General features: G+C 55.9%; 20 protein-coding genes. 13 read left to right on the top strand and 7 right to left on the bottom strand.

Features of this window, described 5'->3' with window-relative positions; translation table 11 throughout:
* Positions 1-54: 54 nt before the first annotated feature.
* The 4 genes from ACR0DT_RS16365 to ACR0DT_RS16350 all read right to left on the bottom strand — a co-directional run bounded on the left by ACR0DT_RS16365 (position 55) and on the right by ACR0DT_RS16350 (position 5773).
* The gene (locus ACR0DT_RS16365) at positions 55-1893 is read right to left on the bottom strand and encodes a gamma-glutamyltransferase family protein (protein ID WP_480711788.1); all 1839 of its coding nucleotides are present in this window, start codon (positions 1891-1893) and stop codon (positions 55-57) included.
* Positions 1894-1900: 7 nt separating this feature from the next.
* Positions 1901-3334 (bottom strand): aldehyde dehydrogenase family protein, encoded by a 1434-nt coding sequence (locus ACR0DT_RS16360; RefSeq protein ID WP_480711787.1) that lies wholly within the window; start codon positions 3332-3334, stop codon positions 1901-1903.
* A 12-nt stretch (positions 3335-3346) separates the two neighbouring features.
* A complete protein-coding gene (locus ACR0DT_RS16355) occupies positions 3347-4741 on the bottom strand; it encodes an aminotransferase (protein ID WP_480711786.1) in 1395 nt (464 codons plus the stop codon).
* 114 nt (positions 4742-4855) lie between these two features.
* Positions 4856-5773, bottom strand: a complete 918-nt coding sequence (locus ACR0DT_RS16350; RefSeq protein WP_480711785.1) for a LysR substrate-binding domain-containing protein — start codon at positions 5771-5773, stop codon at positions 4856-4858.
* A 123-nt stretch (positions 5774-5896) separates the two neighbouring features.
* Between ACR0DT_RS16350 and ACR0DT_RS16345 the strand changes: the two genes are divergently transcribed.
* From ACR0DT_RS16345 to ACR0DT_RS16285, 13 genes are all read left to right on the top strand, one after another.
* Positions 5897-7096 carry a M24 family metallopeptidase gene (locus tag ACR0DT_RS16345; RefSeq protein ID WP_480711784.1) on the top strand — a complete coding sequence of 400 codons (1200 nt, stop codon included), beginning with the start codon at positions 5897-5899 and terminating at the stop codon, positions 7094-7096.
* 22 nt (positions 7097-7118) lie between these two features.
* Positions 7119-8084 (top strand): TRAP transporter substrate-binding protein, encoded by a 966-nt coding sequence (locus tag ACR0DT_RS16340; RefSeq protein WP_480711783.1) that lies wholly within the window; start codon positions 7119-7121, stop codon positions 8082-8084.
* 66 nt (positions 8085-8150) lie between these two features.
* A complete protein-coding gene (locus tag ACR0DT_RS16335) occupies positions 8151-8681 on the top strand; it encodes a TRAP transporter small permease (protein WP_480711782.1) in 531 nt (176 codons plus the stop codon).
* A gap of 9 nt (positions 8682-8690) precedes the next feature.
* On the top strand, positions 8691-9998 hold the full coding sequence (locus ACR0DT_RS16330; RefSeq protein ID WP_480711781.1) for a TRAP transporter large permease: 1308 nt from the start codon (positions 8691-8693) through the stop codon (positions 9996-9998).
* Between the two features lie 16 nt (positions 9999-10014).
* Positions 10015-10443, top strand: coding sequence for a universal stress protein (locus tag ACR0DT_RS16325; protein WP_480711780.1), 429 nt, complete (start codon positions 10015-10017; stop codon positions 10441-10443).
* 4 nt (positions 10444-10447) lie between these two features.
* Positions 10448-11191, top strand: a complete 744-nt coding sequence (locus ACR0DT_RS16320) for a maleate cis-trans isomerase family protein (RefSeq protein WP_480711779.1) — start codon at positions 10448-10450, stop codon at positions 11189-11191.
* Positions 11192-11213: 22 nt separating this feature from the next.
* On the top strand, positions 11214-12746 hold the full coding sequence (locus ACR0DT_RS16315; RefSeq protein ID WP_480711778.1) for an acyl--CoA ligase: 1533 nt from the start codon (positions 11214-11216) through the stop codon (positions 12744-12746).
* Complete coding sequence (locus ACR0DT_RS16310; protein ID WP_480711777.1) at positions 12743-13783, top strand: 2-dehydropantoate 2-reductase; 1041 nt, start codon at positions 12743-12745, stop codon at positions 13781-13783. Before ACR0DT_RS16315 ends, ACR0DT_RS16310 begins: the two co-directional genes overlap by 4 nt.
* Before the next feature lie 29 nt (positions 13784-13812).
* The gene (locus ACR0DT_RS16305) at positions 13813-14637 is read left to right on the top strand and encodes a sulfite exporter TauE/SafE family protein (protein ID WP_480711776.1); all 825 of its coding nucleotides are present in this window, start codon (positions 13813-13815) and stop codon (positions 14635-14637) included.
* Positions 14638-14660: 23 nt separating this feature from the next.
* A complete protein-coding gene (locus ACR0DT_RS16300) occupies positions 14661-15569 on the top strand; it encodes a LysR substrate-binding domain-containing protein (protein ID WP_480711775.1) in 909 nt (302 codons plus the stop codon).
* 92 nt (positions 15570-15661) lie between these two features.
* The gene (hglS, locus tag ACR0DT_RS16295) at positions 15662-17050 is read left to right on the top strand and encodes a 2-oxoadipate dioxygenase/decarboxylase HglS (RefSeq protein WP_480711774.1); all 1389 of its coding nucleotides are present in this window, start codon (positions 15662-15664) and stop codon (positions 17048-17050) included.
* Positions 17051-17052: 2 nt separating this feature from the next.
* Positions 17053-18474 carry an FAD-binding oxidoreductase gene (locus ACR0DT_RS16290; RefSeq protein ID WP_480711773.1) on the top strand — a complete coding sequence of 474 codons (1422 nt, stop codon included), beginning with the start codon at positions 17053-17055 and terminating at the stop codon, positions 18472-18474.
* 17 nt (positions 18475-18491) lie between these two features.
* On the top strand, positions 18492-19712 hold the full coding sequence (locus tag ACR0DT_RS16285; RefSeq protein ID WP_480711772.1) for a pyridoxal phosphate-dependent aminotransferase: 1221 nt from the start codon (positions 18492-18494) through the stop codon (positions 19710-19712).
* Between the two features lie 90 nt (positions 19713-19802).
* Here the strand turns inward: ACR0DT_RS16285 and pcaF are convergent, their stop codons facing one another.
* The 3 genes from pcaF to ACR0DT_RS16270 all read right to left on the bottom strand — a co-directional run bounded on the left by pcaF (position 19803) and on the right by ACR0DT_RS16270 (position 22677).
* Positions 19803-21005, bottom strand: a complete 1203-nt coding sequence (gene pcaF, locus ACR0DT_RS16280) for a 3-oxoadipyl-CoA thiolase (protein ID WP_480711771.1) — start codon at positions 21003-21005, stop codon at positions 19803-19805.
* 355 nt (positions 21006-21360) lie between these two features.
* Positions 21361-21990: a DJ-1/PfpI family protein gene (locus ACR0DT_RS16275; RefSeq protein ID WP_480711770.1), complete on the bottom strand. Its 630-nt coding sequence runs from the start codon at positions 21988-21990 to the stop codon at positions 21361-21363.
* A gap of 24 nt (positions 21991-22014) precedes the next feature.
* A complete protein-coding gene (locus ACR0DT_RS16270; RefSeq protein ID WP_480711769.1) occupies positions 22015-22677 on the bottom strand; it encodes a helix-turn-helix domain-containing protein in 663 nt (220 codons plus the stop codon).
* Between the last annotated feature and the right edge of the window lie 104 nt (positions 22678-22781).

Raw genomic sequence — 22781 nt, 5'->3', positions numbered from 1 at the left:
TTGCCGCCCGGATAGAGAGCATACTCCGGGCGGCAATAGCCCACTAGCACCTGCCTATCTGGCGACTGCTAGACCTTGAAGTCCACGGGGGCTGGAGGCTCCGCCCAAGGCACCATCTTTGTCACGATAGCTGCACGAGAGATATCCCTCGCTCCAGGAATCGGAGAGTCCCAGGTCATGCCCCTTCTCGCGCAATTGCTGCGCGATTTGCGGGTCAACCCGGTCTTCAATATTGACCTTTCCGGGGTAAGCTTGCCTCGGAAAGAAAGAGTTCGGCCAATGCAGAGTGTGAAAACCCGGCGCATCAATCGCGGCTTGCGGCGACATGCCGAGCACCAGATGTCGGATCAGGAACGCCAGTTGCCATTGGTCCTGTTTGTCACCACCCGGTGTGCCGCAGGCCAGATATCCGCTTCCGTCGTCATGATGAACGATGGTTGGGGTCAGCGTGGTCCGGGGGCGTTTCCCCGGCACCAGTGCATCTGGCGCATTGGGGTCCAGACGCATCATTTGTAGACGGGTGCCCAGACAGACGCCCAGTTCCGGAATTACGGGAGAGGATTTCATCCATCCACCAGAAGGCGTAGCAGCCACCAAATTGCCCCAGCGATCCGCTACGTTGATGTGGCAGGTGTCCCCGCGAACGACACCATTGTCGCTTTCGACCGGCAGATCGTCCTTGGCCACTGTCGGCTCACCGATGCCGGCGGCGGCAAGTGTGGCGGTATCTACCTTGATATTACAGGCCGCTTCATAGTCCACCGGATAGCCGTACCCGTCCATTTCACCGGGATTCCAACTGTTATTAGCGGACTCACCAATCAAGGCGGCGCGTTGGCGCGCGTATTCTTCGCTGATTAGCTGCTCTGTCGGTACCTTCACGAAGTCCGGATCGCCGTAATAGACCTCGCGGTCGGCGTAGGACAGTTTCATTGCCTCGACCAAGAGGTGATAGAACTGCGTTTCGTCAGCTAGGTTATCCAGCCCTTTGACCTTGAGCAGCTGAATAGCCTGCAACATTGCGGGGCCTTGGCTCCAAGGGCCGCATTTGTTGATGCTGTACCCGTTCAGCGTGACAGAGATCGGATCCTCGTAATGCGCCGACCATCCGGCCATATCGTCACCGGTGATCAGGCCACCGTTTCGATTACCGGTGATGTCCAGATAGGATTGCGTGGCGCAGAATTTTTCGATGGCTTCAGCGACAAACCCTGCTTTCCAGCTTTCCCTTGCGGCATCTACCTGTTCGGTTCGGTCTGTGCTGGCAGCTTTGGCCTCAGCCAGCAGGCGCTGCCATGTCGCGCCAAGGGCCGGGTTTTTCAGGAAAGCCCCAACTTCGGGCAGGTGCCCTCCGGGCAAGTAAATCTCGGCGTTTGTCGTCCATTCGGTACGGAACAGGTGCTCCATCAGCCGGATTGCCTTGGCCAAACGGGGCACACAGGGCACCCCGTTCAGGGCATAGCCAATCGCGGGTTCCATGATGGCTTCCAGCGGCAGGGTGCCGTAGTCACGTAGCATCAACATCCAGGCGTCGAACGCGCCGGGGATGGCAGGTGCCAGCAAACCGGTGCCTGGGATCTGATCAATGCCTAGATCGTGGAATTTTTCGATCGTGGCAGCAGCCGGGGCAGGGGCCTGACCGCAGATGACCCGTGTCTGCAATTTGGACGCATCGTGGATCATAATCGGCACTTCACCCAGCGGGCCGTTCAGATGGGGTTCTGCCACCTGAAGGACCAGCCCTGCGGCAGCAGCGCCATCGAAGGCATTGCCGCCCAGTTCCAGCATTCGCATGGCGGTCTGGGCCGCAAGCCAGTGTGTCGACCCCGCGACGCCGAAGTGTCCCCGCACATCGGGGCGAGTGGTAAAAGGCGGATTAAAGGGGTCGATCATGGTTAGGTTATCCCAACGTATGTGTGCATTTCATTTGTGTATAGAATTCCTGAACATAGGGACCCTGTTCTTTGGGCCCGTATCCGGAAGCCTTGCGCCCACCGAAAGCGGCGCGATAGTCGCCACCAGCTGTTGGCAGGTTCACGGTGACCATACCAGTGTCGGAATGACGCTTGAAATGCTGAGCATGCTTCAGGGATTTAGTATAGATCGCGGCGACCAGACCGAAATCGGTGTCATTGGCCATAGCCAACGCGTGATCATAATCATCTGCCTTGATGACACTGCCAATAGGGCCAAAGATCTCTTCCTGCGCGATGGGCATGTCGTTGGTCACATCAGCAAAAACGGCAGGAGAGAAATAGAAACCGTTATGCTCACGCTCGACCCTGCCTTCACCGGTCATCAGCGTGGCTCCCACCTTTTTGCCCTCTTCCATGTAGTGTTCGTTGGTGCGCATCTGACCTTCGTCCACAACCGGACCGATCACGGTATCGGGGGCCAGAGCGTGACCCACTTTGGCCGATTTCACTTTTTCGGTCAGACGGGAGACAAACTCGTCGTAGACGCCTTTGGTGACGATATAGCGGCTTGAGGCAGTGCATTTCTGCCCGGTGCCAATGTACAGCCCCGAAAATGCCCCGGCGATAGCAGCATCCATATCCGCATCATCCAGAACAACCATCGGGCTTTTGCCGCCCAGTTCCAGCTGGATTTTGGCAAAGTGACCGATGGCTTCACGCGCGATATGATGACCTACGCCGGTCGAGCCTGTGAACGAGATGCCTTTGACGCGTTTGTCGGTCACCATCGAGTTGGCGACACGTCCGGGTGAGACTACCAGATTGATCACGCCTTTGGGCACACCATTACGGTGCAGGATGTCCACCAGGGCCCAGGCGCTGCCCGGAACCAAAGAGGCCGGTTTGAAAACAACCGTATTCCCGTAGGCCAAAGCAGGTGCAATTTTCCAGGCAGGAATAGCAATCGGGAAGTTCCAGGGGGTAATAATACCGACCACGCCGATGGGTTCACGGATCACTTCGACCTCGGCCCCTTCGCGAATGGAATCGAGCTTGTCACCACGATCCCGCAGGCATTCACCTGCATAAAAACGAAACAGCTGCGCGGCGCGGGTGACTTCGCCAGTGCCGTCGGCCAGCGTTTTGCCTTCTTCGCGTGCAAGCAACTCGCCCAGTTCGGCCTTGCGGGCGAACAGCTCGGCCGACACCGCGTACAGGATCTCGGCGCGCTTAGCGACATTGGTGGCCCGCCAAGCTGGAAAGGCTTGTGCAGCAGCGTCAACCGCCGCTTCCATCTGTGCCTCATCTCCATTGGCGTAAACGCCAACGGTGTCGGTGATGTCCGAAGGGTTGATGTTGACGTTTTCACCAGCGCCAGCGATCCATTCGCCATCAATCAGGTTTTTAAAAAGTGACATACCGGCCCCCAGTTACGCTGCCAGACCCTGGGCCTTGTATTCGGCATAGGTGTCGTCAATGGTTGCGCGCACCTTGTCGACGATTTCGGCCGCTTCGGCTTCGTTGATGATCAGCGGTGGAGACAGGCAGATGGTCTCGCGCAGAGCGCGCAGCAGAATACCGTTTTCGGCCGCTTTGGCGTTCAACATGGCCGGCAGGCCATGTTCGGGTTGGAAGCGCGCACCGGGTTCCTTGTTCAGGATGAAATCCATCCCGGCAACCAGACCAACGCCGCGCACCTCGGCAACCATCGGGTGATCTGCCAAGCCTTGCAGGCCTTCCTGGAACTTGGCGCCAACTGTTTTGACGTTGTCCAGAATGTTGCGCTCTTCCATGATGTTCAGCACTTCCAGCGCGACAGCCGCGGACACGGGATGCGCGCCATAAGTGTAGCCATGGGCGAACATGCCGAACTCGGCCGATTGCGACTTGATCGCGTCATAGACCTTTTCGTTGATCATGGTCGCGGACATCGGAACATAGCCCGAGGTCAACTGCTTGGCGCAGGACAGAATGTCAGGCTCCATCCCGAAAGTAGTCGAACCCCACATATCGCCGGTCCGACCAAAGCCACAGATGACTTCGTCTGCAACCAGAAGGATGTCATATTTCTTCAGCACTTTCTGGATAGCCGGGAAATAGCCTTTTGGCGGCAGGATCACACCACCCGCGCCGATCAAGGGCTCGGCGAAGAAGGCGGCGATGGTGTCGGGGCCTTCGGCCAGGATCATTGCCTCAAGCTCATCAGCCTGACGCTGCGAGAACTGCTCTTCGGTTTCACCTTCCAGTTGGTTGCCTGTGTATTGAGGGGCGGTTTCCGTGTGCAGGAAACCGGGCAGGGGCAGGTCGAATCCTTTGTAAAAGTTGGGCAAACCAGTCAGCGAAGCGCCGATGACGCCTGTGCCGTGATAGCCCTTGAGCCGGGTGATGATTTTCTTCTTCTCCGGCTTGCCGATGGAGTTGTGGTAGTACCAGATGATCTTGACGGCGGTGTCGTTCGATTCCGAACCCGAGCACTGGAACATCACCTTGGACATCGGCACCGGAGCAATTTTGATCAGTCGCTCGGACAGTTCCGGGATGGGCGAGGCCACTTTGTGGTGGAAAGCCTGATAGTAAGGCAACGCGCGCATCTGATCCGCAGCGGCTTTGACCAGACGTTCTTCAGAAAAGCCAAGCGAGGCACACCACAGGCCGGAAGCGGCTTCGATATAACGTTTGCCATTTTCGTCTGTCACATAGGCACCATCGCCCTGTGCAACGATCAGCGGGCCCTGGGCCTCATGTGCGTTGGGGTTGGTTTGAGGGTGCAGGTGATAGGCGACGTCGCGGGCTGAATTGGTATCGATATTTGACGGATAGGTCATGGCGCCAGCTCCTTAAAGTTCGGGGAATCCGGGGCTCGCCCGGGTTGCGCTCAAACTATGGAAGGAGCCGCCATAGCGTCAAATCGCGATTTTTTATCCCAGATAAAAAAAAAGCTATGCTGAAATCAGTTCATCCATTTGGCGCTTTGTACGCTCGGCCTGTACCATGAGATGCTCAATCAGATGAGCTGCCAACCGTGACTGGGGCCAGTGTTCCGGAGTCATTATGCATGTGTCAAAAGTCACTTCGGGATCAAACCCTCGCAATACTAGACCCGAGTGAAGTTGGTTTGACGCAGACAAGATATCCACGAGCGCAATGCCCACCCCGTTGAGCGCCAACTGGCAGGCTACATGGGTGGAGAATGTATCAATATAGCGCTTCGGCTTGAATTTCCGATCTTCCAAAACGCTTTCAAGCGCCAACCTCCAGCGATCAAAATTCTTGAGGGAAATGACATCTTCATTTTCAAGATCAGCCGCGCTTACTGTTTTCTTATCGACCAATGGATGATCGCTACGCATTACGCACACTAACGGCAACGACATCAACGGCTGCATGTCGACGCCCGGCGACGCGTCGTCGGTTTGCAGGCCAAGCCCGAAATCGACGCGACGCGCGGCAACAGACTGGGTGATCCATCTTGAACTGCGCACCGGCAGGGAAAAGGACACACGATCGTGTTCGATCATGAATTCGGACATCTGCTCGGGCAGCCAGAATTGGGCCAAAAGCGGCATCGCCGCCACCGACACTTCTCCGTGGCGGTTATGTTTGAGATCCTCGGCAAATCCCCTCAGCTGGCTCAGCCCTGTATAAACACGCCCAACCTGATCATAGAGAGCAAGCCCTTCGGGTGTTGCGTACAGGCGGTTTCCAGTGCGTGAAAACAGCTTTAACCCAAGATCAAATTCAAGCAGTCGCAAATGCTTGGAAACTGAGGGTTGGGTTATGTGAAGCTGTTCCGCGGCCTCGGTGACCGAACCGCAATCCATAATGGCCTTGAACACCTCAACCTGACGGATGTTCATTGAGTATTCCTTTTTTTTCGCCTAGCGCCTAAAATATGTATTATTAGCTATTCTGCATTTAGTGCAAGCTTCCTACCAAAAATAAAAGTCGCGATTGATCTGACGCTAAACGTGGTGAGGAAAATGGCTGCACTGACACGAAGCCAACTGGAGATTGTTAACGCCGAGCGCCAAATCTGGCCGGGTGAGCTGGCCTTCTCCGAAGAAGATTTTGCAGAACGCCTTGCCCGCGTTCAGGCCGATGTTTCCGACAAAGGTCTGGCAGGTGCGCTGATTTTTGATCCGGAAAACATGTTCTGGCTGACCGGATATCAGACTATCGGGTATTTTACCTTTCAGGCGATGTTTATCCCAGCAAGTGGTAAACCGGTCATCATTACTCGCGTCGTGAACAGGGATATGGCCCTTGCACTGCCCACAATCGCGGATGCCATACCGGTCTTTGACACTCAGGATCACATCGAAAAACTCTCGGCGTTTTTGAACAATTATGCAGCCGGGGAAAAAATCGGCGTCGAGACTATCAGCCGCTATCTGAATATCAGTGATCATCGACGTCTTACTGCAAGTACTCAGGCGACTTTCTCTGACTGGAATGGTGTCATTGAACCATTTCGAGCGGTGAAAAGTGAAGCTCAGCTGGATCGTATGAGAGCGGCCGCTCGTGCTGTTGAAGCAGGGATTGACGCCGCCCTGAAGGAAATCGCCCCGGGCAAGACGGACAATGATCTAGCTGCAGCCTTGATTGGTGGCTCGACCCGTGCTGGCAGTGAGTATTTCGGTCATCCGCCCATGGTCGTATCCGGCCCGCGAAGCGAGCTGTGTTTTGCCTTGTGGCGTCGCAACACCATTCAGAGAGGTGATGTTGTACTATTGGAAGGGGCAGGCGTAGTGGATCGCTATCATGCGCTGATGTCGCGTTCTGCCGTTGTGGGTAAGCCCACGGATGAACACAAAGCCACTGCTGATGCTTTGATCGAGATTCTGGAAACCGCTGTAGATAACATCAAGCCCGGACTGACGGCTGGCGAGGTTGACCGGATGTGCCGGTCCCGGGTCGAGGCCAAGGGTCTGGGCAAGTACTTCAAAAGCCGGACAGCTTACGGCATTGGCATCGGTTTTCCACCGAACTGGGCCGAAGGGCATATCTATTCGATCCGCCCGGATGACCCGATGATCATTCAGCCGAACATGACGTTCCACGTCATTCCAACGATGTTCCGCAAGGGCTTTGGAATGGCGATCAGCGACAGTGTCCGAGTGACCGACACTGGATGTGAATTACTCACCAAGTACCCACGCGATCTGGTGGTCGTGGACTAAACAGCTTCAGAGGGAGGACACAATGAAGAAACTACTCGCAACTGCAACCGCCGCAGTGATCGCGGCTGGTGCAGCATCCGCAGAAACTTGGGATTTGCCAGCGGCATACTCGGCCAAAAACCACGTTTCGGCAGCCTATATCGACTTTGCCGAGCAGGTGACGGCCAACTCAAACGGTGAACTGGAAATCATCGTTCACCCATCGGGTTCTCTGTATGCCGGTGGTGAGATCCTTCGCGCGGTTCGCTCGGGTCAGGTACCCATTGGCGGCCGTTACATGGGCGCACACGCCAAAGAAGATTCCATTTTCGGTTTGGACACGGTTCCGTTCCTGGCAACCGATTTCGATCAGGCTTGGAAGCTGTATCAGGCGTCAAAACCCGCAATCGAAGCGGCTTTGGAAGAACGCGGTATGAAGTTGCTGTTCATGGCACCCTGGCCGCCGCAAGGTCTGTTCGTGACCGACGAAGTGAATTCGATCGCGGATATGGAAGGCAAGAAGTTCCGCGCATACGACGCGTCGACCTCGCGTCTGGCGGGCCTGATGGGTGCGGTTCCGACCACAACCGAAGCCACGGAAATCAGCCAGGCCTTCTCGACTGGTGTCGCGGATTCGATGGTTGGTTCTGGTGCGATCGGCGTGTTCCAGAAACTGTGGGACTACGTTGACAACTTCTACACTGTGAACGCCTGGATTCCGAAATCCGCAGTGATCGTGAATGCAGACGCTTTCGACGGGTTGAGCCCGGAAACTCAGGCCGTGGTTCTGGCCGCTGCTGAAGCTGCCGAGGCAAATGTCTGGGCCAAAGTCACCGACGTTGCCGCAGGCTACAACACTACACTGGCGGAGAACGGTATGAACGTCCAAGCGCCGTCCGATCAGCTGATGAATGAGTTTTTGGAAATTGGCGCAACCATGTCCGCCGAATGGGCCGAAGACGCCAGCGATGCCGGTAAGGCCGCAATGGACGCGTACAAAGCTGAATAACCTCTACCCCGACTTCGCCCCACCTGTGCACAGCGGGTGGGGTGCTTTTTGACCGAGGAGAATGCTATGTCATCCGTTTTCCATATGATCGATGGCTTGCTCACCAAGATCTACAAGTTGTGTGGACTTTTGGCAGCCTGCTGCATCGTCTTGATTGTCATACTGGTAGCAATCCGGATCGGATCGCGGCTGTCAGGCATCTATATTGCGGGTCTCAGCGAATATTCAGGGTATTGTTTGGCCCTGGCCGGTTCACTTGGGCTTGCCTACACTTTCGGCGAACACGGCCACATACGGGTCGAGATGCTGATCGAAAGATTGCGTCGGACCACGCGGTTCAAGTTTGAAATTGGCGTGCTGGTAGTTGCCACCGCCTTTGCTGCTTATCTGGCATACTACACGGTCAGACTGGCCTATGTCTCATACCTGTATCACGACATAAGTTCGAAATCCGATGAGATCCTTTTGGCGATACCGCAAGCGCCCTTCGCTCTCGGTTTCACCCTTTTCGCAATCTGCCTGTTCCACACCCTTGTTCGCGCTCTGGCGACCAAATCACTTGGGTATCTGGAACACAAAGGCACAGCGGGCCACTAGGAAGCGACCATGTATGAAATAGCCTTATCAATCCTTCTGGTCGTTTCTCTGCTGGTGTTCTTGGGCGCCGGTATGTGGATTGGCCTTTCGTTGCTGGGGGTCGGCCTACTGGCGATGGCGGCCTTCACTACACGCCCTGTCGGAGACGCAATGGCAACCGTAATCTGGTCACACACATCGCTTTGGGGTCTCGCCTCACTACCCGTGTTTATCTGGATGGGTGAGATATTATTCCGAACAAAACTTTCACAAAGCCTGTTCAACGGCCTTGGCCCGCTGATGCGCCGGATGCCGGGTGGCTTGCTGCACGTCAACATCGTTGGCTGCGCGACATTCGCCGCAATTTCCGGCTCATCAGCCGCCACGCTGGCGACTATTGGCAAAATCACTGTGCCCGAACTGCAGAAACGCGGATACCCGGATAAAATGGCCTACGGTACCCTAGCTGGCGCGGGCACCTTGGGCCTGCTGATCCCGCCCTCAATCACCATGATCGTTTACGGGGTAACGGTTCAGGAATCTATCGGTCGCCTTTTCATTGCCGGTATCCTACCTGGCATCATGCTGGCGCTGCTGTTCATGGGTTATGTGATGGTCTGGGGCTTGGTCACGGAAGACGGGCGCAAGCATCGCGAAGCCCGGGCATCGTGGAAAGAGAAGCTGGTCGGCATCAAAGAACTTGCCCCGGTTGTCGGTCTGATCATCGCGGTCATCGGCTCAATCTATATCGGGATCGCTTCCCCAACCGAGGCCGCAACCCTTGGTGTGGTCGGCGCTCTGATCCTGTCGGCCATGCAACGCTCTTTAACTTGGGGCAGCTTCACTGAATCCTTGATGGGGGCAACCAAGACCACGTCAATGATCATGCTGTTGTTGGCAGGGTCCGCGTTCCTGACGCTGGCCATGGGATTTACGGGCCTGCCTCGCGCGCTGGCCGATTGGATCGGAGCAATGAACCTTTCGCCCTGGATGCTGATCGCCGCGTTGATGGTGTTCTATATCATTCTGGGCATGTTCCTCGACGGTATCTCGGCGATCGTTCTGACCATGGCGGTGATCGAGCCACTGGTACGCGGCGCAGGGATCGACATGATCTGGTTCGGTATCTTCGTGGTGCTGGTCGGCGAAATGGCCATGATTACGCCTCCGGTCGGGTTCAACCTGTTCCTGGTGCAATCCATGACCGGGCGCGACATCGGCTTCATCGCAAAATCAGCAGTCCCGATGTTCCTGCTGATGGTAGTCGGTGTGATCCTTCTGACAGCCTTCCCGCAGATTGCCTTGTGGTTGCCCGAAGTCATGACCCAGCGGAACTGAGACGAGGAGATCGACAATGTATCGCAATATTCTGGTTCCGCTGGATCTGAACAGCACCGAGGGGAATGGTAAAATTCTGGACACTGTGTCCAAGCATTTTGCCGGGGATCAAGTGAACCTTCACCTGATCTCTGTCCTGCCCCATGACGAAAGTCTGGGAGTTCTTTCACAGTTTATCCCCGAAGGGTTTGAGGAAACTCAGGCCGAGGTTGCCCGGCAGAAACTGGCTGACTTAGCGGCGACCATCAACGCTGATTTTAGTTGCAGCGAATGCCATGTCCAAAGTGGCAATGTGTATGTCGAAGTTCTGGATGTGGCTGAAAAGATTTCCGCCGATCTGATCGTGCTGGGATCAAGCAAACCTGAGCTGAAGAACTTTCTTCTGGGTCCCAGCGCCGCGCGCATCATGCGGCACGCAACTTGCTCAACGCTGATCGTGAGGTAGGGCGATGACATTCGCACCGCAATTCGATGACGGACCGCATGCTCGGGCGCAAATCGGCTTTATCGCTGTGGCAAATGCCGATCTGACCGAACGCGACATGTTCCTTATGAAACCCGAAGGTGTGGGTGTTCACTTCACCCGGGTTCGGATGCCAGAAACCTGCACAGTGGACAGCTTGGCCTCGATGGAAGAGGGGCTGGACGACGCAATCGACACCCTGATGCCCGCGCGCGAAGATACCGATGTCATCTGCTACAACTGCACGTCGGGCAGTTTTGTTATCGGAGAGGATAACATCACCCGAAAGATGCAAGCCAAACGCCCCAGGGTTAAACCCACAACGCTGCTGACCGGGGCAGTCAAAGCGATGAAGGCCATGGGTATCAGCCGGATCGCCATGGGCACGGCCTACACCGATGACATCAATCAGATGGAAGCCGAGTATTTTGCTACCCAGGGCATTACTTGTGTCTCCGTCGAAGGCCTTTCTCTGATGACCGATGCGGAAATGAATTTGGTGACACCGCAAAGCCTGCTGGAGTTTGCGCAATACGTGGACCGTAAAGATGCCGAGGCCGTTTTCCTGAGTTGCGGTGCACTCAGGTCCATCGAAATTCTGGATCAGGCTGAAAAGTTGCTTGGGAAACCCGTGCTGTCTTCGAACCAGACTAGCATGTGGCACTGTTTGCGTCTGGCCGGGATCGAAGACAAAGTTGAAGGCTACGGATCGCTGCTGCGCGATTTCTAAACGCAATAGAAGGGAAATGCCAATGTCTACGATTGGGCAACTGCTTGCGAATGCCAATCCCGCTGCCACTGCATTTCAAGCACCAGAGAAGCAAGCGCTCAGCTATGCGGACCTGACGGAATTTGTTGCCAGAATTGGCGGCGCGTTGCGACGGGCGGGGGTTCAGCGCTCGGACCGAGTTGCTATCGTGTTGCCGAACGGAGCTCCTATGGCTACCGCGTTTCTGGCCGTTGGGAACGCTTGTGTCGCGGCTCCCTTAAACCCGGCTTACAAAGAGGACGAGTTCAAATTCTACATCGAGGATCTGAGCGCCAAGCTACTGATCACCGATGACGCCGACGGTCCTGCCGCCCAAGCGGCTAGAGCGTTGAATGTGGATATCGCAGTGGCGACCTCTGCTGACGATTCCGCCGCGGGGCTTTTTAACCTGTCGCTTGCGGACGGCACTCCGCTGCCGCTGGATGACGCTAACCCGCGGGATGAGGCGCTTGTGCTGCACACCTCGGGCACCACGTCCAGGCCCAAGATCGTACCGCTCAGTCAAGAAAATGTCTCTGCTTCTGCCGCCAATGTCGCGGCGTCGCTGGAACTGACCCAAGACGACGTATGCTTGAACATCATGCCGTTGTTCCACATTCATGGTCTGATTGCGGCCGTGCTGTCTTCGTTGCACACCGGCGCATCCATCTATTGCACACCGGGCTTCAATGCCCTGAAAGTGTTTGGCTGGATGGAAGACGCCGCCCCTAGCTGGTACACGGCCGTCCCCACCATGCATCAGGCGATCCTGTCCCGTGCCGGGCGCAATGCCGAAGTTGTAAAGAGTGCCAAGCTGCGGCTGATCCGGTCATCATCGTCGTCGCTGCCCCCGCAGGTGATGGCTGAGTTGAACGAAACGTTCGACTGCCCGGTGGTTGAGGCCTATGGCATGACCGAAGCGGCCCACCAGATGACGGCCAACCCCATTGCGCCTGGCGCGCAACGGCCCGGGTCGGTCGGTATAGCAGCGGGTCCCGATGTGCGCCTGATGACGCAAACCGGTCTGACAAGCGAGGCGGGGCAATTGGGTGAGATCGTTATCCGCGGGCGCAATGTCACTGCGGGTTATGAGGCCAACGAAAAGGCAAACGCCGAAAACTTCTTTGCCGATCCGGAAGGGAATGGCACCTGGTTTCGCACGGGTGATCAGGGGCAGTTCGACGAGGACGGCTATCTCTCGATCACCGGACGTTTAAAGGAGATCATCAACCGTGGCGGTGAAAAAATCTCCCCGCGCGAGGTCGATGAGGTTCTGATGGATCATCCCGCAGTGTCCCAAGCCGTGACCTTTGCCGTGCCGCATAAGCAACTGGGCGAAGAGGTCGCAGCCGCCGTCGTACTGCGCGAAGGGCATGACGCTCAGCCAGCCGAAATCCGGGGCTTTGCCTCGGAACGTTTGGCCGGGTTCAAAGTGCCACGTCAGGTGCTGATCCTGGAAGAAATCCCCAAAGGCGCCACCGGTAAGTTGCAACGTATTGGTCTGCACAAAAAACTTGGGCTAGGAGAGGACGCATGACCAAAATCTGCATCTTCGGCGCTGGGGCCATTGGCGGATATTTGGCGCACGCTCTGCATAAGGCGGGGGCCAAGGTCAGCCTTGTCGCCCGCGGCCCGCATTTGAAAGCCATTCAAGAGAACGGTCTGACCTTCATCAAGGACGGGAAGCGTAACACCATTAGGGTCGCGGCCAGCGACAATCCGGTCGATCTGGGGCCGCAGGATTACGTCATCATCGCGCTAAAGGCGCATTCGGTGCCCGCGATTGTCGATCAGTTCAAACCACTTTTGACCGACGACACCGCCGTCGTTTCGGCGGTAAATGGAATTCCCTGGTGGTATTTCCACAAGGCAAATACCGGTTCAGAGATGAATGACAAATGGGTCGAAACCGTCGACCCCAATGGCGCACAGTGGAAGGCGTTTGGCCCCGAACGCGCCATCGGATGTGTGGTCTATCCAGCCTGCGAAATCCTGGAACCCGGCGTAGTCAATCACAAAAGCGGTGACAGATTCACGCTTGGGGAACCTGATGGATCACGCAGCGACCGAGCAATGTTGTTGTCCAAACTGATGCGCGAAGGGGGGCTGCGCGCTCCGGTCAAGCCTCGCATTCGGGATGAGCTGTGGATTAAGCTATGGGGGAACTGTTCGTTCAACCCGGTTTCCGCCCTCACAGGTGCCAGCCTTGACCTGATCGGCGCGGACCCTGCGTGCCGAACTGTTATCCGTGATGCAATGACCGAATGCCGAAAGGTGGGCGAGGCCGCAGGCGCGCGCTTTACGGTCTCGATCGAGCGCCGCATTCAGGGTGGGGCTGACATCATCGGGCACAAACCCTCGACCCGTCACGACGTCGAACAAAACCGTCCCATGGAGCTGGATGCATTGGTTTGCACCGTTCTGGAGCTGGCCCGGCGTCTGGATATCAAGACGCCGACACTTGATACCATCGCTGCGCTTGTTCGTATGCAAGGGCAGGTTCTGGGCCTGTATCAGCGCCGCCCCGATGTCGAGGCGCAGATCACCGGTGATTACGTTCCAGCCACAGACTAACACGACTACATCACTAGAAAGACTATCAGATGGCTTCTTTGTCCGAGTTGCTGCCACTTCTCTTGTTTTTGCTTGCGACAGGTGCGCTGGCCGGTGTTATCGCCGGCCTTTTGGGCGTTGGTGGCGGCATCGTATTGGTGCCTGCGTTTTATTTCATTTTTGACAGCCTGGGATATGGCGGCGATCAGTTGATGCAGGTTTGTCTGGGCACATCTCTGGCAACAATCATCGTCACCTCGGCCAGGTCGCTGCAAAGCCATCACAAAAATGGTGCGGTGGATTGGAAAATTATCCGCAAATGGGCCCCCGGCATCGTCTTTGGGGCGATTGTGGGTGTGCTGGTCGCGTCCATGCTTCGTTCAATCTACTTGCAGGCCCTGTTTGGTAGTCTGGGCATTATAGTTTCGCTGTATCTGGGCCTTGGCAAAGAACATTGGCGGTTGGCCCAACAAATGCCGCAAAGCGTGTTGCGCACAGGGCTTTCCTCCATTCTTGGCCTTTTGTCAGTGCTGATGGGCATTGGCGGTGGTAGTCTGGGCGTGCCTTTGATGAGTCTGTGCAATGTCGCCATTCACCGGGCCGTGGCAACTGCGGCCGGTTTCGGACTCGCCATCGCCGTACCTTCAGCGCCGGGATTTCTTTTGCTCAGCATCGACGAGGCCTCAAGGCCGCCAATTACCCTTGGCGCCGTCAACTTGCCTGCATTTGCAATCGTGATATGCATGACGATCCTGACAACGCCTTACGGAGCAAAACTCGCCCATAAGCTTGACCCCAAACCGCTGCGCCGCGTGTTCGCCGCTTTCCTGCTTTTGGTCGCACTGAACATGTTGCGCAAAGCGTTGGGTTGGTGACGACGCAATGACTGGACTAGCAGATGAGATACCCAGCCCTCCCCGGACTATCGACGCTTCGCTGTTTTGAAAGTGCCGCACGGCATCTGAGTTTTACGTCAGCGGCGGAAGAGCTACGCATCACGCAAAGTGCGGTCAGTAAAAAAGTAAGAGAGCTTGAAACCCTCATCGGTGTCACGCTGTTTGTCCGGGTAGGCCGGGGTGTGGCGCTTACCGCAGCTGGCGAGGCTTTGGCCCGCACCATCGGTTCCGATTTGGCAAACATTCAGAATTCGGTCGACAAAGCCATTGCGGCCGAGCAGGGCAAAGAGGTTCTTTCGATCGCCACTTTGCCGACATTCGCCAACCTCTGGCTTATCCCAATTTTACCGTCCTTCACCGCAGACCATCCTGATGTCGAGGTTCATCTGAACACAAGAATGGAGCCTTTCGACTTTGATACAGACCCGTGTGAGCTTGCCATTCACTACGGTCTGGAGAATTGGCCAAATACCAGAATGACCCGCCTGTTTGGCGAAATCATGATTCCGGTATGTTCACCCGATTTCTTCGAAAAATACGGTCTTTCTGATCTAAGTCGGCTGACAGCAGCGCCGTTGCTACACCTCAAAAGCCGCCCATTCGCGTGGGAGGATTGGCTTAAAAAGCTTGGGCAAAGTGACGTCCCATTGCGGCATGGGCTGCGATTGGATCAGTATTCAATGGTCATTTCCGCAGCTTTGGCTGGGCTGGGTGTGGCGATTGTCCCGGCCAGCATGGTCGTTCGGGAATTAGGTTCGAAAATACTGGTCCGTGTGGAAGGGCCGCCGCTTACCTCTGAGAAAAGCTATTTCCTTGTCAGGCCCCACGGTCCGCAATCTGAGCCTGCGCGCAAGTTCGAAAATTGGCTTCGAAAGCAAGCCCAAAATACAGAACGAAATGGAATGAATTAAGTCTGAATTTGGTGTTTTTCCGACTGAGTTAGCCTCTTACATCTTCGGTCAACTGACGCCGCGATAAATGGCGTCAATCCAGGAGATTGAATATGAGCTTTGCCACACCAAATACCATCCGCAGCCAATTTGCGCGCGCAATGTCCGACATGTTTCGCGACGAAGTTCCTGCCTATGGCACGCTTGTAGATATCGTTGAGGGCGTCAACAAAACTGCGCTGCAAGAAAGCGATGCGCTGAAGAATGAACTCGGCAATACCGACGGGATCGACCGGATCACCGAAGAACGTCACGGGGCCATTCGTTTAGGCACTGAACAAGAACTGCACACCATGCGCAGGTTGTTTGCGGTGATGGGAATGGAACCGGTGGGCTACTACGATCTTTCGGTAGCAAGCATCCCTGTCCACTCGACCGCATTTCGCCCGGTTGGTGGTGACGCGCTGACAGTGAACCCCTTTCGGATTTTCACATCGCTGTTGCGACTGGACCTCATTGCAGACGTTGATCTGCGCAGCGAGGCGGCAGCAATCCTTACAGATCGTCAGATCTTTACTGACCGAGCACTGGAACTGGTTGCCAAAGCCGAATCCGAAGGCGGTCTGACTGAGGATGAAGCAATAGAATTCGTCAAGGAAGCACTGGAAACCTTCCGCTGGCATTCGCGCGCGCGGGTAGATCAAGACCTGTTTGACCGTCTGCTGAGCGCACACCGTCTGATTGCGGATGCGGTTTCGTTCCGCGGCCCTCACATCAACCACCTGACACCGCGCACGCTGGATATCGACGCGGTACAGACTGCCATGCCCAAACACGGTATCGACCCCAAAGCCGTGATCGAAGGCCCGCCTGCACGGAACTGCCCGATCCTGCTGCGTCAGACATCGTTCAAAGCCCTGAACGAAGCGGTTCTGTTCAAAGGTGAAAACGGCGAATGGACCGAAGGCCACCATACTGCGCGCTTTGGTGAAATCGAACAGCGCGGTGCTGCGCTGACCCCAAAAGGTCGCGCGTTGTACGATGCGTTGCTAGAGGAAGTGCGCGCTGAAATCCGCCCCAATCCGGACGGGTCGAACACCGCAGAATACATGGCCGTGCTGGAAAAAGTATTCGCCAAATTCCCGGACACTTGGTCGGAAATCCGTGAGCAGGGGCTGGCGTATTTCCAATACTACCTGACCGAAGAAGGCGCATCTGCCGTTGCGGATGCGGCCCAGGACATCGACGCTCTGATCGAAGGTGGGCTGGTCGGCTTTGCACCGGTTGTCTACGAAGACTTCCTGCCGGTTTCTGCAGCGGGTATATTCCAGTCCAACCTGGGTGATGATGAAACCAAAACCTTCCAGCGCAGCCCAAATCAGCGCCTGTTCGAAAATGCTCTGGGCGCAGCTGTTCTGGACGAGTTCAAGCATTATGCTGAAATCGAAGCCGCATCCAAGGACGTGGTTCTGGAACACTTTGCCAAAGCGGTTGCGGCCTGATCATGGCTGGCGGCGATCACCTGAAAATACTGGCAGACTTGGCCGGGTCCGAAAAATCCCTCCTCGGACCACAGGATGATTTGTCGGGATACGAAATCGGTGCGCGCCACGATGTCGGCCAGGCCGCCTTTGTCATGCGGCCGGCCAGCACCGAAGAACTTTCGCGGATGCTGGCCGGCTGCGTGGCGCAGGACATTTCCGTGATCCCGCAATCGGGCAACACCGGTGTCGTCTCCGGGTCTACTCCGGATAATTCGGGCAAACAGGCGGTTCTCAGCCTGGATCGGATGAAAGACACATTCGACCTGAACTTGCGCAATCGCAGTGTGCGGGTAGGCGCTGGTATGCGCCTGTCCGAGTTGAACGCCCGTCTTGAAGAGCATGGGTTGTTCTTTCCCGTTGATCTCAGCGCGGACCCCATGATCGGCGGCATGGTGGCCACCAATACCGGCGGAGGACGATTCCTGCGTTATGGGGACGTGCGTCAGAACACGCTGGGGCTGAAGGTTGTGCTAGCGGATGAGGACGGCACCGTGCTGGACCTGACAGCGGGCCTGCGCAAAAACAACATCGGCGTGGACTGGAAGCAACTATTCATCGGCACAGTCGGTTCATACGGTGTCGTGACCGAGGCGACCCTGAACCTGGAGCCGCGACCTCAGCAAACAGCCACCGCGTTGCTTGTTCCGTCGTCCGAAGATGCCGTCTTTGACACTCTGGCCGCGCTGGAACGGAAACTTGGCCCGCAGCTTTCGGCCTATGAGGGCATGTCAGGCAATGCAATGCGCCATGCCTTTGCGCATACCTCAAGCCTACGTAACCCGTTCGCTGGTGGCCAGGTTCCAGAGTTTGCCATTTTAGTGGAGGCAACCCGAACCTGGGCCCCGCGTGAAGGCGAGCTGTCTGTCGATGAGCTGCTAGAAACCTGTCTGGCCGAGGTTTGGGAATCACCTGAAGAACCCCTTTTGGACGCATTGGTCGGACGCCCCGAGGAAATCTGGGCGCTGCGTCATGCGTTGTCCGAAGGGGTGAAGCATGCCGGATATCTCTTTGCCTTTGATCTGGCCTTTGAACGCGGCACGCTGATGGATTTTCTGTCCTTTATGCAGGACCATCTGCCATCCCTATTTCCCGAATTAGAGATATGCGATTTCGGGCATTACGGTGATGGCGGCGTTCATTTTAACCTGTCACATCCAGGTGGCCCGCCAGATGATCTAGAAGCTTATGAAAAGCGCCTGCGCGATGAGGTTATCGGTATTTGCGTCACGCAATTTGGTGGTAGCTTCAGCGCTGAACATGGCGTTGGCCGCAAAAATCAGGCGTACTTTACGCAATACACGCCAGAAACGATCCGTCGGATGTCTGCCGACCTGAAAAGAACAACTTCACCTGGTCCGCTTGGTGCGGCACATTTCGGATAAAACGCGGGGAGCCCTTCATGGCCAAATTTCACAAAGCCAGCCGAATTGAGTCAATCGGCGTTTCCACGATCCTGCAGATAGGTATGAAGGCTGCCGAGATGAAGCGCGCAGGCCGCCCAGTCATCATCTTGGGTGCGGGCGAACCCGATTTTGATACACCGGACAATATCAAAGACGCGGCAATCGCGGCGATCCGCGCGGGTGATACCAAATACACTGCGCTGGATGGCACAATTGCGATGAAGCAGGCCGTTCAGGCCAAATTCAAACGCGACAACGATCTAGAGTTCGATCTCAACCAGATCACTGTTTCAACCGGTGCCAAACAGGTTTTGTTCAACGCTTTCATGGCCAGCCTCGAGCCCGGCGATGAAGTCATCATTCCCACGCCGTATTGGACCTCGTATTCCGATATCGTCGCGGTCGCAGGCGGCGTCCCGGTACTTGTGCCTTGTGGTGACGAAAACGGATTTCGCCTGACGGCGGATGCCCTACGCGCAGCCATTACGGATAAAACCCGCTGGGTTTTGTTCAACTCTCCCTCTAACCCGTCCGGGGTCGCTTACCGCGCTGAAGATTTCCGCCCCTTGCTGGATGTGCTGCTGGAATTCCCAAGCATCTGGATCATGGCAGACGATATGTACGAACACATTGTCTATGATGGGTTCGAATTCGTCACCCCCGCACAGGTCGAGCCGCGTCTGAAAGACAGAACGCTGACCATCAACGGTGTATCTAAAGCATACGCGATGACGGGCTGGCGCATTGGATATGCCGGTGGTCCGCTTGAACTGATCAAGGCCATGGCTGTCATTCAGAGCCAATCAACGTCGAACCCATCTTCGGTTTCGCAGGCAGCATCGGTTGAGGCCTTGAACGGTCCGCAAGACGTACTGGCCGAGCGCGCCGCTGATTTTTGCAAACGCCGCGACATGGTCGTGGACGGGTTGAATGCAATCGACGGAATCACCTGCCGGACGCCGGAAGGCGCCTTCTATACCTTCGCAAATTGCGGTGGTGTTCTTGGGCAAAAGACCCCATCAGGTAAGGTGCTGGAATCAGACGCTGACTTCTGCGCCTATTTACTGGAAGAACACGATGTAGCAATCGTTCCCGGTTCAGCGTTTGGTCTTTCGCCGTTCTTCAGGATTTCATATGCCACATCCAGCGAGGAACTGCAGGAAGCTCTGCGCAGAATTGAAAAAGCAGTCGCATCGCTGAAGGAGCCAGTCAGCTAAAGGCTTCCGGGGCGTTCGAACAACGCGGGTATGACAGTGCAGGGTTACAATGATCCAGTGCCAGCTCTCGGTCTTTGCCGGTGATTCAGATCACACTGCTTCCAGCGCGATGGCGATGCCCTGACCAATGCCAACGCACATGGTGGCCAGCGCGTGTTTCTTGCCGCTAAGGGACAATTCCAACGCCGCCGTCCCGGTGATCCGGGCCCCTGTCATGCCCAGCGGGTGCCCCAAAGCGATGGCCCCGCCGTTGGGGTTCACTTGCGCGCTATCTTCGGGCAAGCCCAAACCGCGCAGAACCGCGATACCCTGCGCGGCAAAAGCCTCGTTCAGTTCGATCACATCGAAATCCTTTGGTATTAAGTCCAGCCGGTCGCACAACTTTTGCGTCGCCGGAACCGGGCCAATGCCCATGATCCGAGGAGCCACACCCGCCGACGCACCGCCCATTATGCGGGCTAGCGGTGAAAGGCCGTATTTCCCGACGGCCTCAGCCGAGGCGATGATCAACGCGGCTGCACCATCGTTGATGCCCGAGGCGTTGCCAGCGGTGACTGTCCCGCCATCGCGGAAAGGCGTAGGCAAGCTGGCGAGCTTCTCTGATGTCGTGGCGCGGGGATGTTCATCGGTTTCGAAAAGAACCGGACTGCCCTTGCGCTGCGGCACCTCGACCGGAGTGATTTCCTGCGCCATCCGGCCCGAGGCGATAGCTACGGCCGCACGTTCCTGGCTACGCAGGGCGAATGCATCCTGCGCCTCACGCGTGATGTCGAAATCCTCGGCAACATTCTCAGCAGTTTCCGGCATGGATTCGACACCGTATTGCTTTTTCATCAGCGGGTTGATGAAGCGCCAGCCGATTGTCGTGTCGTATATCGCGTTCGAGCGAGAAAAAGCGCTCTCGGCCTTGGGCATTACAAATGGCGCGCGTGACATACTTTCGACGCCGCCAGCCACCACCAGATTCGCATCACCAGCGCGGATCGCACGCGCGGCGTTGATCACCGCGTCCATGCCCGACCCGCAAAGGCGATTGATGGTGGTTCCAGGTACCGCCTCGGGCAGACCCGCCAACAGCAGCGACATACGCGCAACGTTGCGGTTGTCTTCACCAGCCTGGTTTGTGCAACCGAAGATTACGTCGTCGACGGCCTCCCAGTCGACTTGTGGATTACGCGCCATCAGCGCACGCAGTGGAAACGCGCCCAGGTCGTCTGGGCGTACCGGGGCCAGAGCGCCGCCGAAGCGGCCAATGGGTGTTCGTATGTAGTCGCAAATATAGGCTTCGGTCATTGGTTCTGCTTTCTTGCTTGGGCCATAGCGACCTGCGAACCCGGCCTTTCGAAGGCTGGGCTTAGGTACATTGTAAAAACAGTTTGAAAATGGAAAATCCCAAATTTGGATCAAGTCGTATTTTTAGTCTGAGATTTCGATCATACCGGCAACTTGAACCACTAATGCCTGGCCACAAGCGGCATGCCATGAAAAGCTCAGAACAGTTGCGACCAGTACTCGTCCAAAACACCAAAGAACGCCAAATGGCCTGCTCCGATTGGCGGGTGCAGGCCATTACATGACGTTTGCATCTACTGAGAGAGGGACCCAAAAGTTTCAGGGCTTTGGGCCACTCGGTCACACATTCAGCGCGTTAATGGGAGAACGCATAGCCTCTGTGTTCACGGTTCGCAGCCAGCGCGCGGTCGTATTCCATGACATAGGCCACTTCCTGGGCAACCTTTTCACCGTGGTTCCGCTCAAGCAGATGAAACAGCGCGTCGATCCCCAGTGTCACACCACCGCTTGTCAGAATACCGTCGGATTTGACCAGCGCCGCCTCTTTGATCGAGAAACCCTTTTCCTCAAGCATTTCAGAGGGAGGCTTTTCACCTTCATATACGCGCGTCTTAGTCGTGGTATGACCGCCCAGAACGCCCGAGGTTTCAAGAATCATCGCACCGGTGCAGATCGCCGAAAGTTGTCCCTTTGGCTTTCTGTGAAATCCGCGAATGTAATCCTGTGTCGCAAGGTCCTTGCTTGCCTCAACCCAACCGGGTCCGCCGGTTACGATCAGTTCATCAATATCTGCGTCAGCCGCAGTTTCGAAGGACATATCGGCGATGCACTTCAAACCATTGGAGCATATGACTTCACCGACATTCTTGGCGATGCCAATTGCATTAATCTCAGGGGCAATGCGCTTCGCCATAGACAATACTCCGAAAGTTGCGCCGATATCGATCGGCTCAACTCCATCGTAGATTAGAATCCCATAGTTCATATCGTTCTCCCTGGGTGGAATGTTCTAGTGGTCGTCGGACTCGTCGGATTTGTCCCGATAGATGACAACCAATGCTCTGGCGGTTCCGTTCACAGCGCTGCCGCGATGGGGAACTGTCGAATCTATGTACGCGCAGTCACCCGCAGTCAGGATGTGTTCAACACCGTCCAGGATGAGCCGAACTGTGCCTTCGAGAATATACAGCATCTCCTCACCTTCATGCGTAAATGAAGGGGTTTCGCTTTCATCTTCATCGCTTGGGAAAGTGAAGATGAAAGGTTCAAAGGATTTGTTGCTCTTCTTGTAGGCGAGCGCCTCATAATTATAACCAAATGCCGAAGCACCACGGACGACACGTTTGCGTTCATGTGCTTTGACAATGGAAATCAAGTCATTTTGCTCATCATCGCTGTCATCTTTCTGAAAGAAATACGCGATGTCAGCATTCAGCCCTGCAGATATTTTTGCCAGCGTCTCGATGGGGGGCATCTGACGCCCGTTTTCGATCTTTGACAGGTATCCCTTAGTCAGTCCGGTCATTTCAGTGACGTCTGCAAGGGTTGCCCCACGTGCTAGGCGCAGCTCCTTGAGCTTGCGCCCAATGGATTGTTCCAATGCCTCCATTACTGCTTCTTCAACCTCGATTTGTTGCTCGTAGCGCACGCCGGATGCGGGCGCTTCTCTCACCAAACGTGGTCTCACTTTTAATAATAGATAGTCAATTTCGCAAGTGGAATCGGAAACAAAGTTGCCTGTATGGCAACTTAACCAGTTAATTGAAAAATATTTTC

It is taken from the genome of Ruegeria sp. BI11 (genome assembly GCF_056538005.1).
Note: the sequence above shows the minus strand (reverse complement) of the source record. Positions and strands in the feature narration are given on the sequence as shown.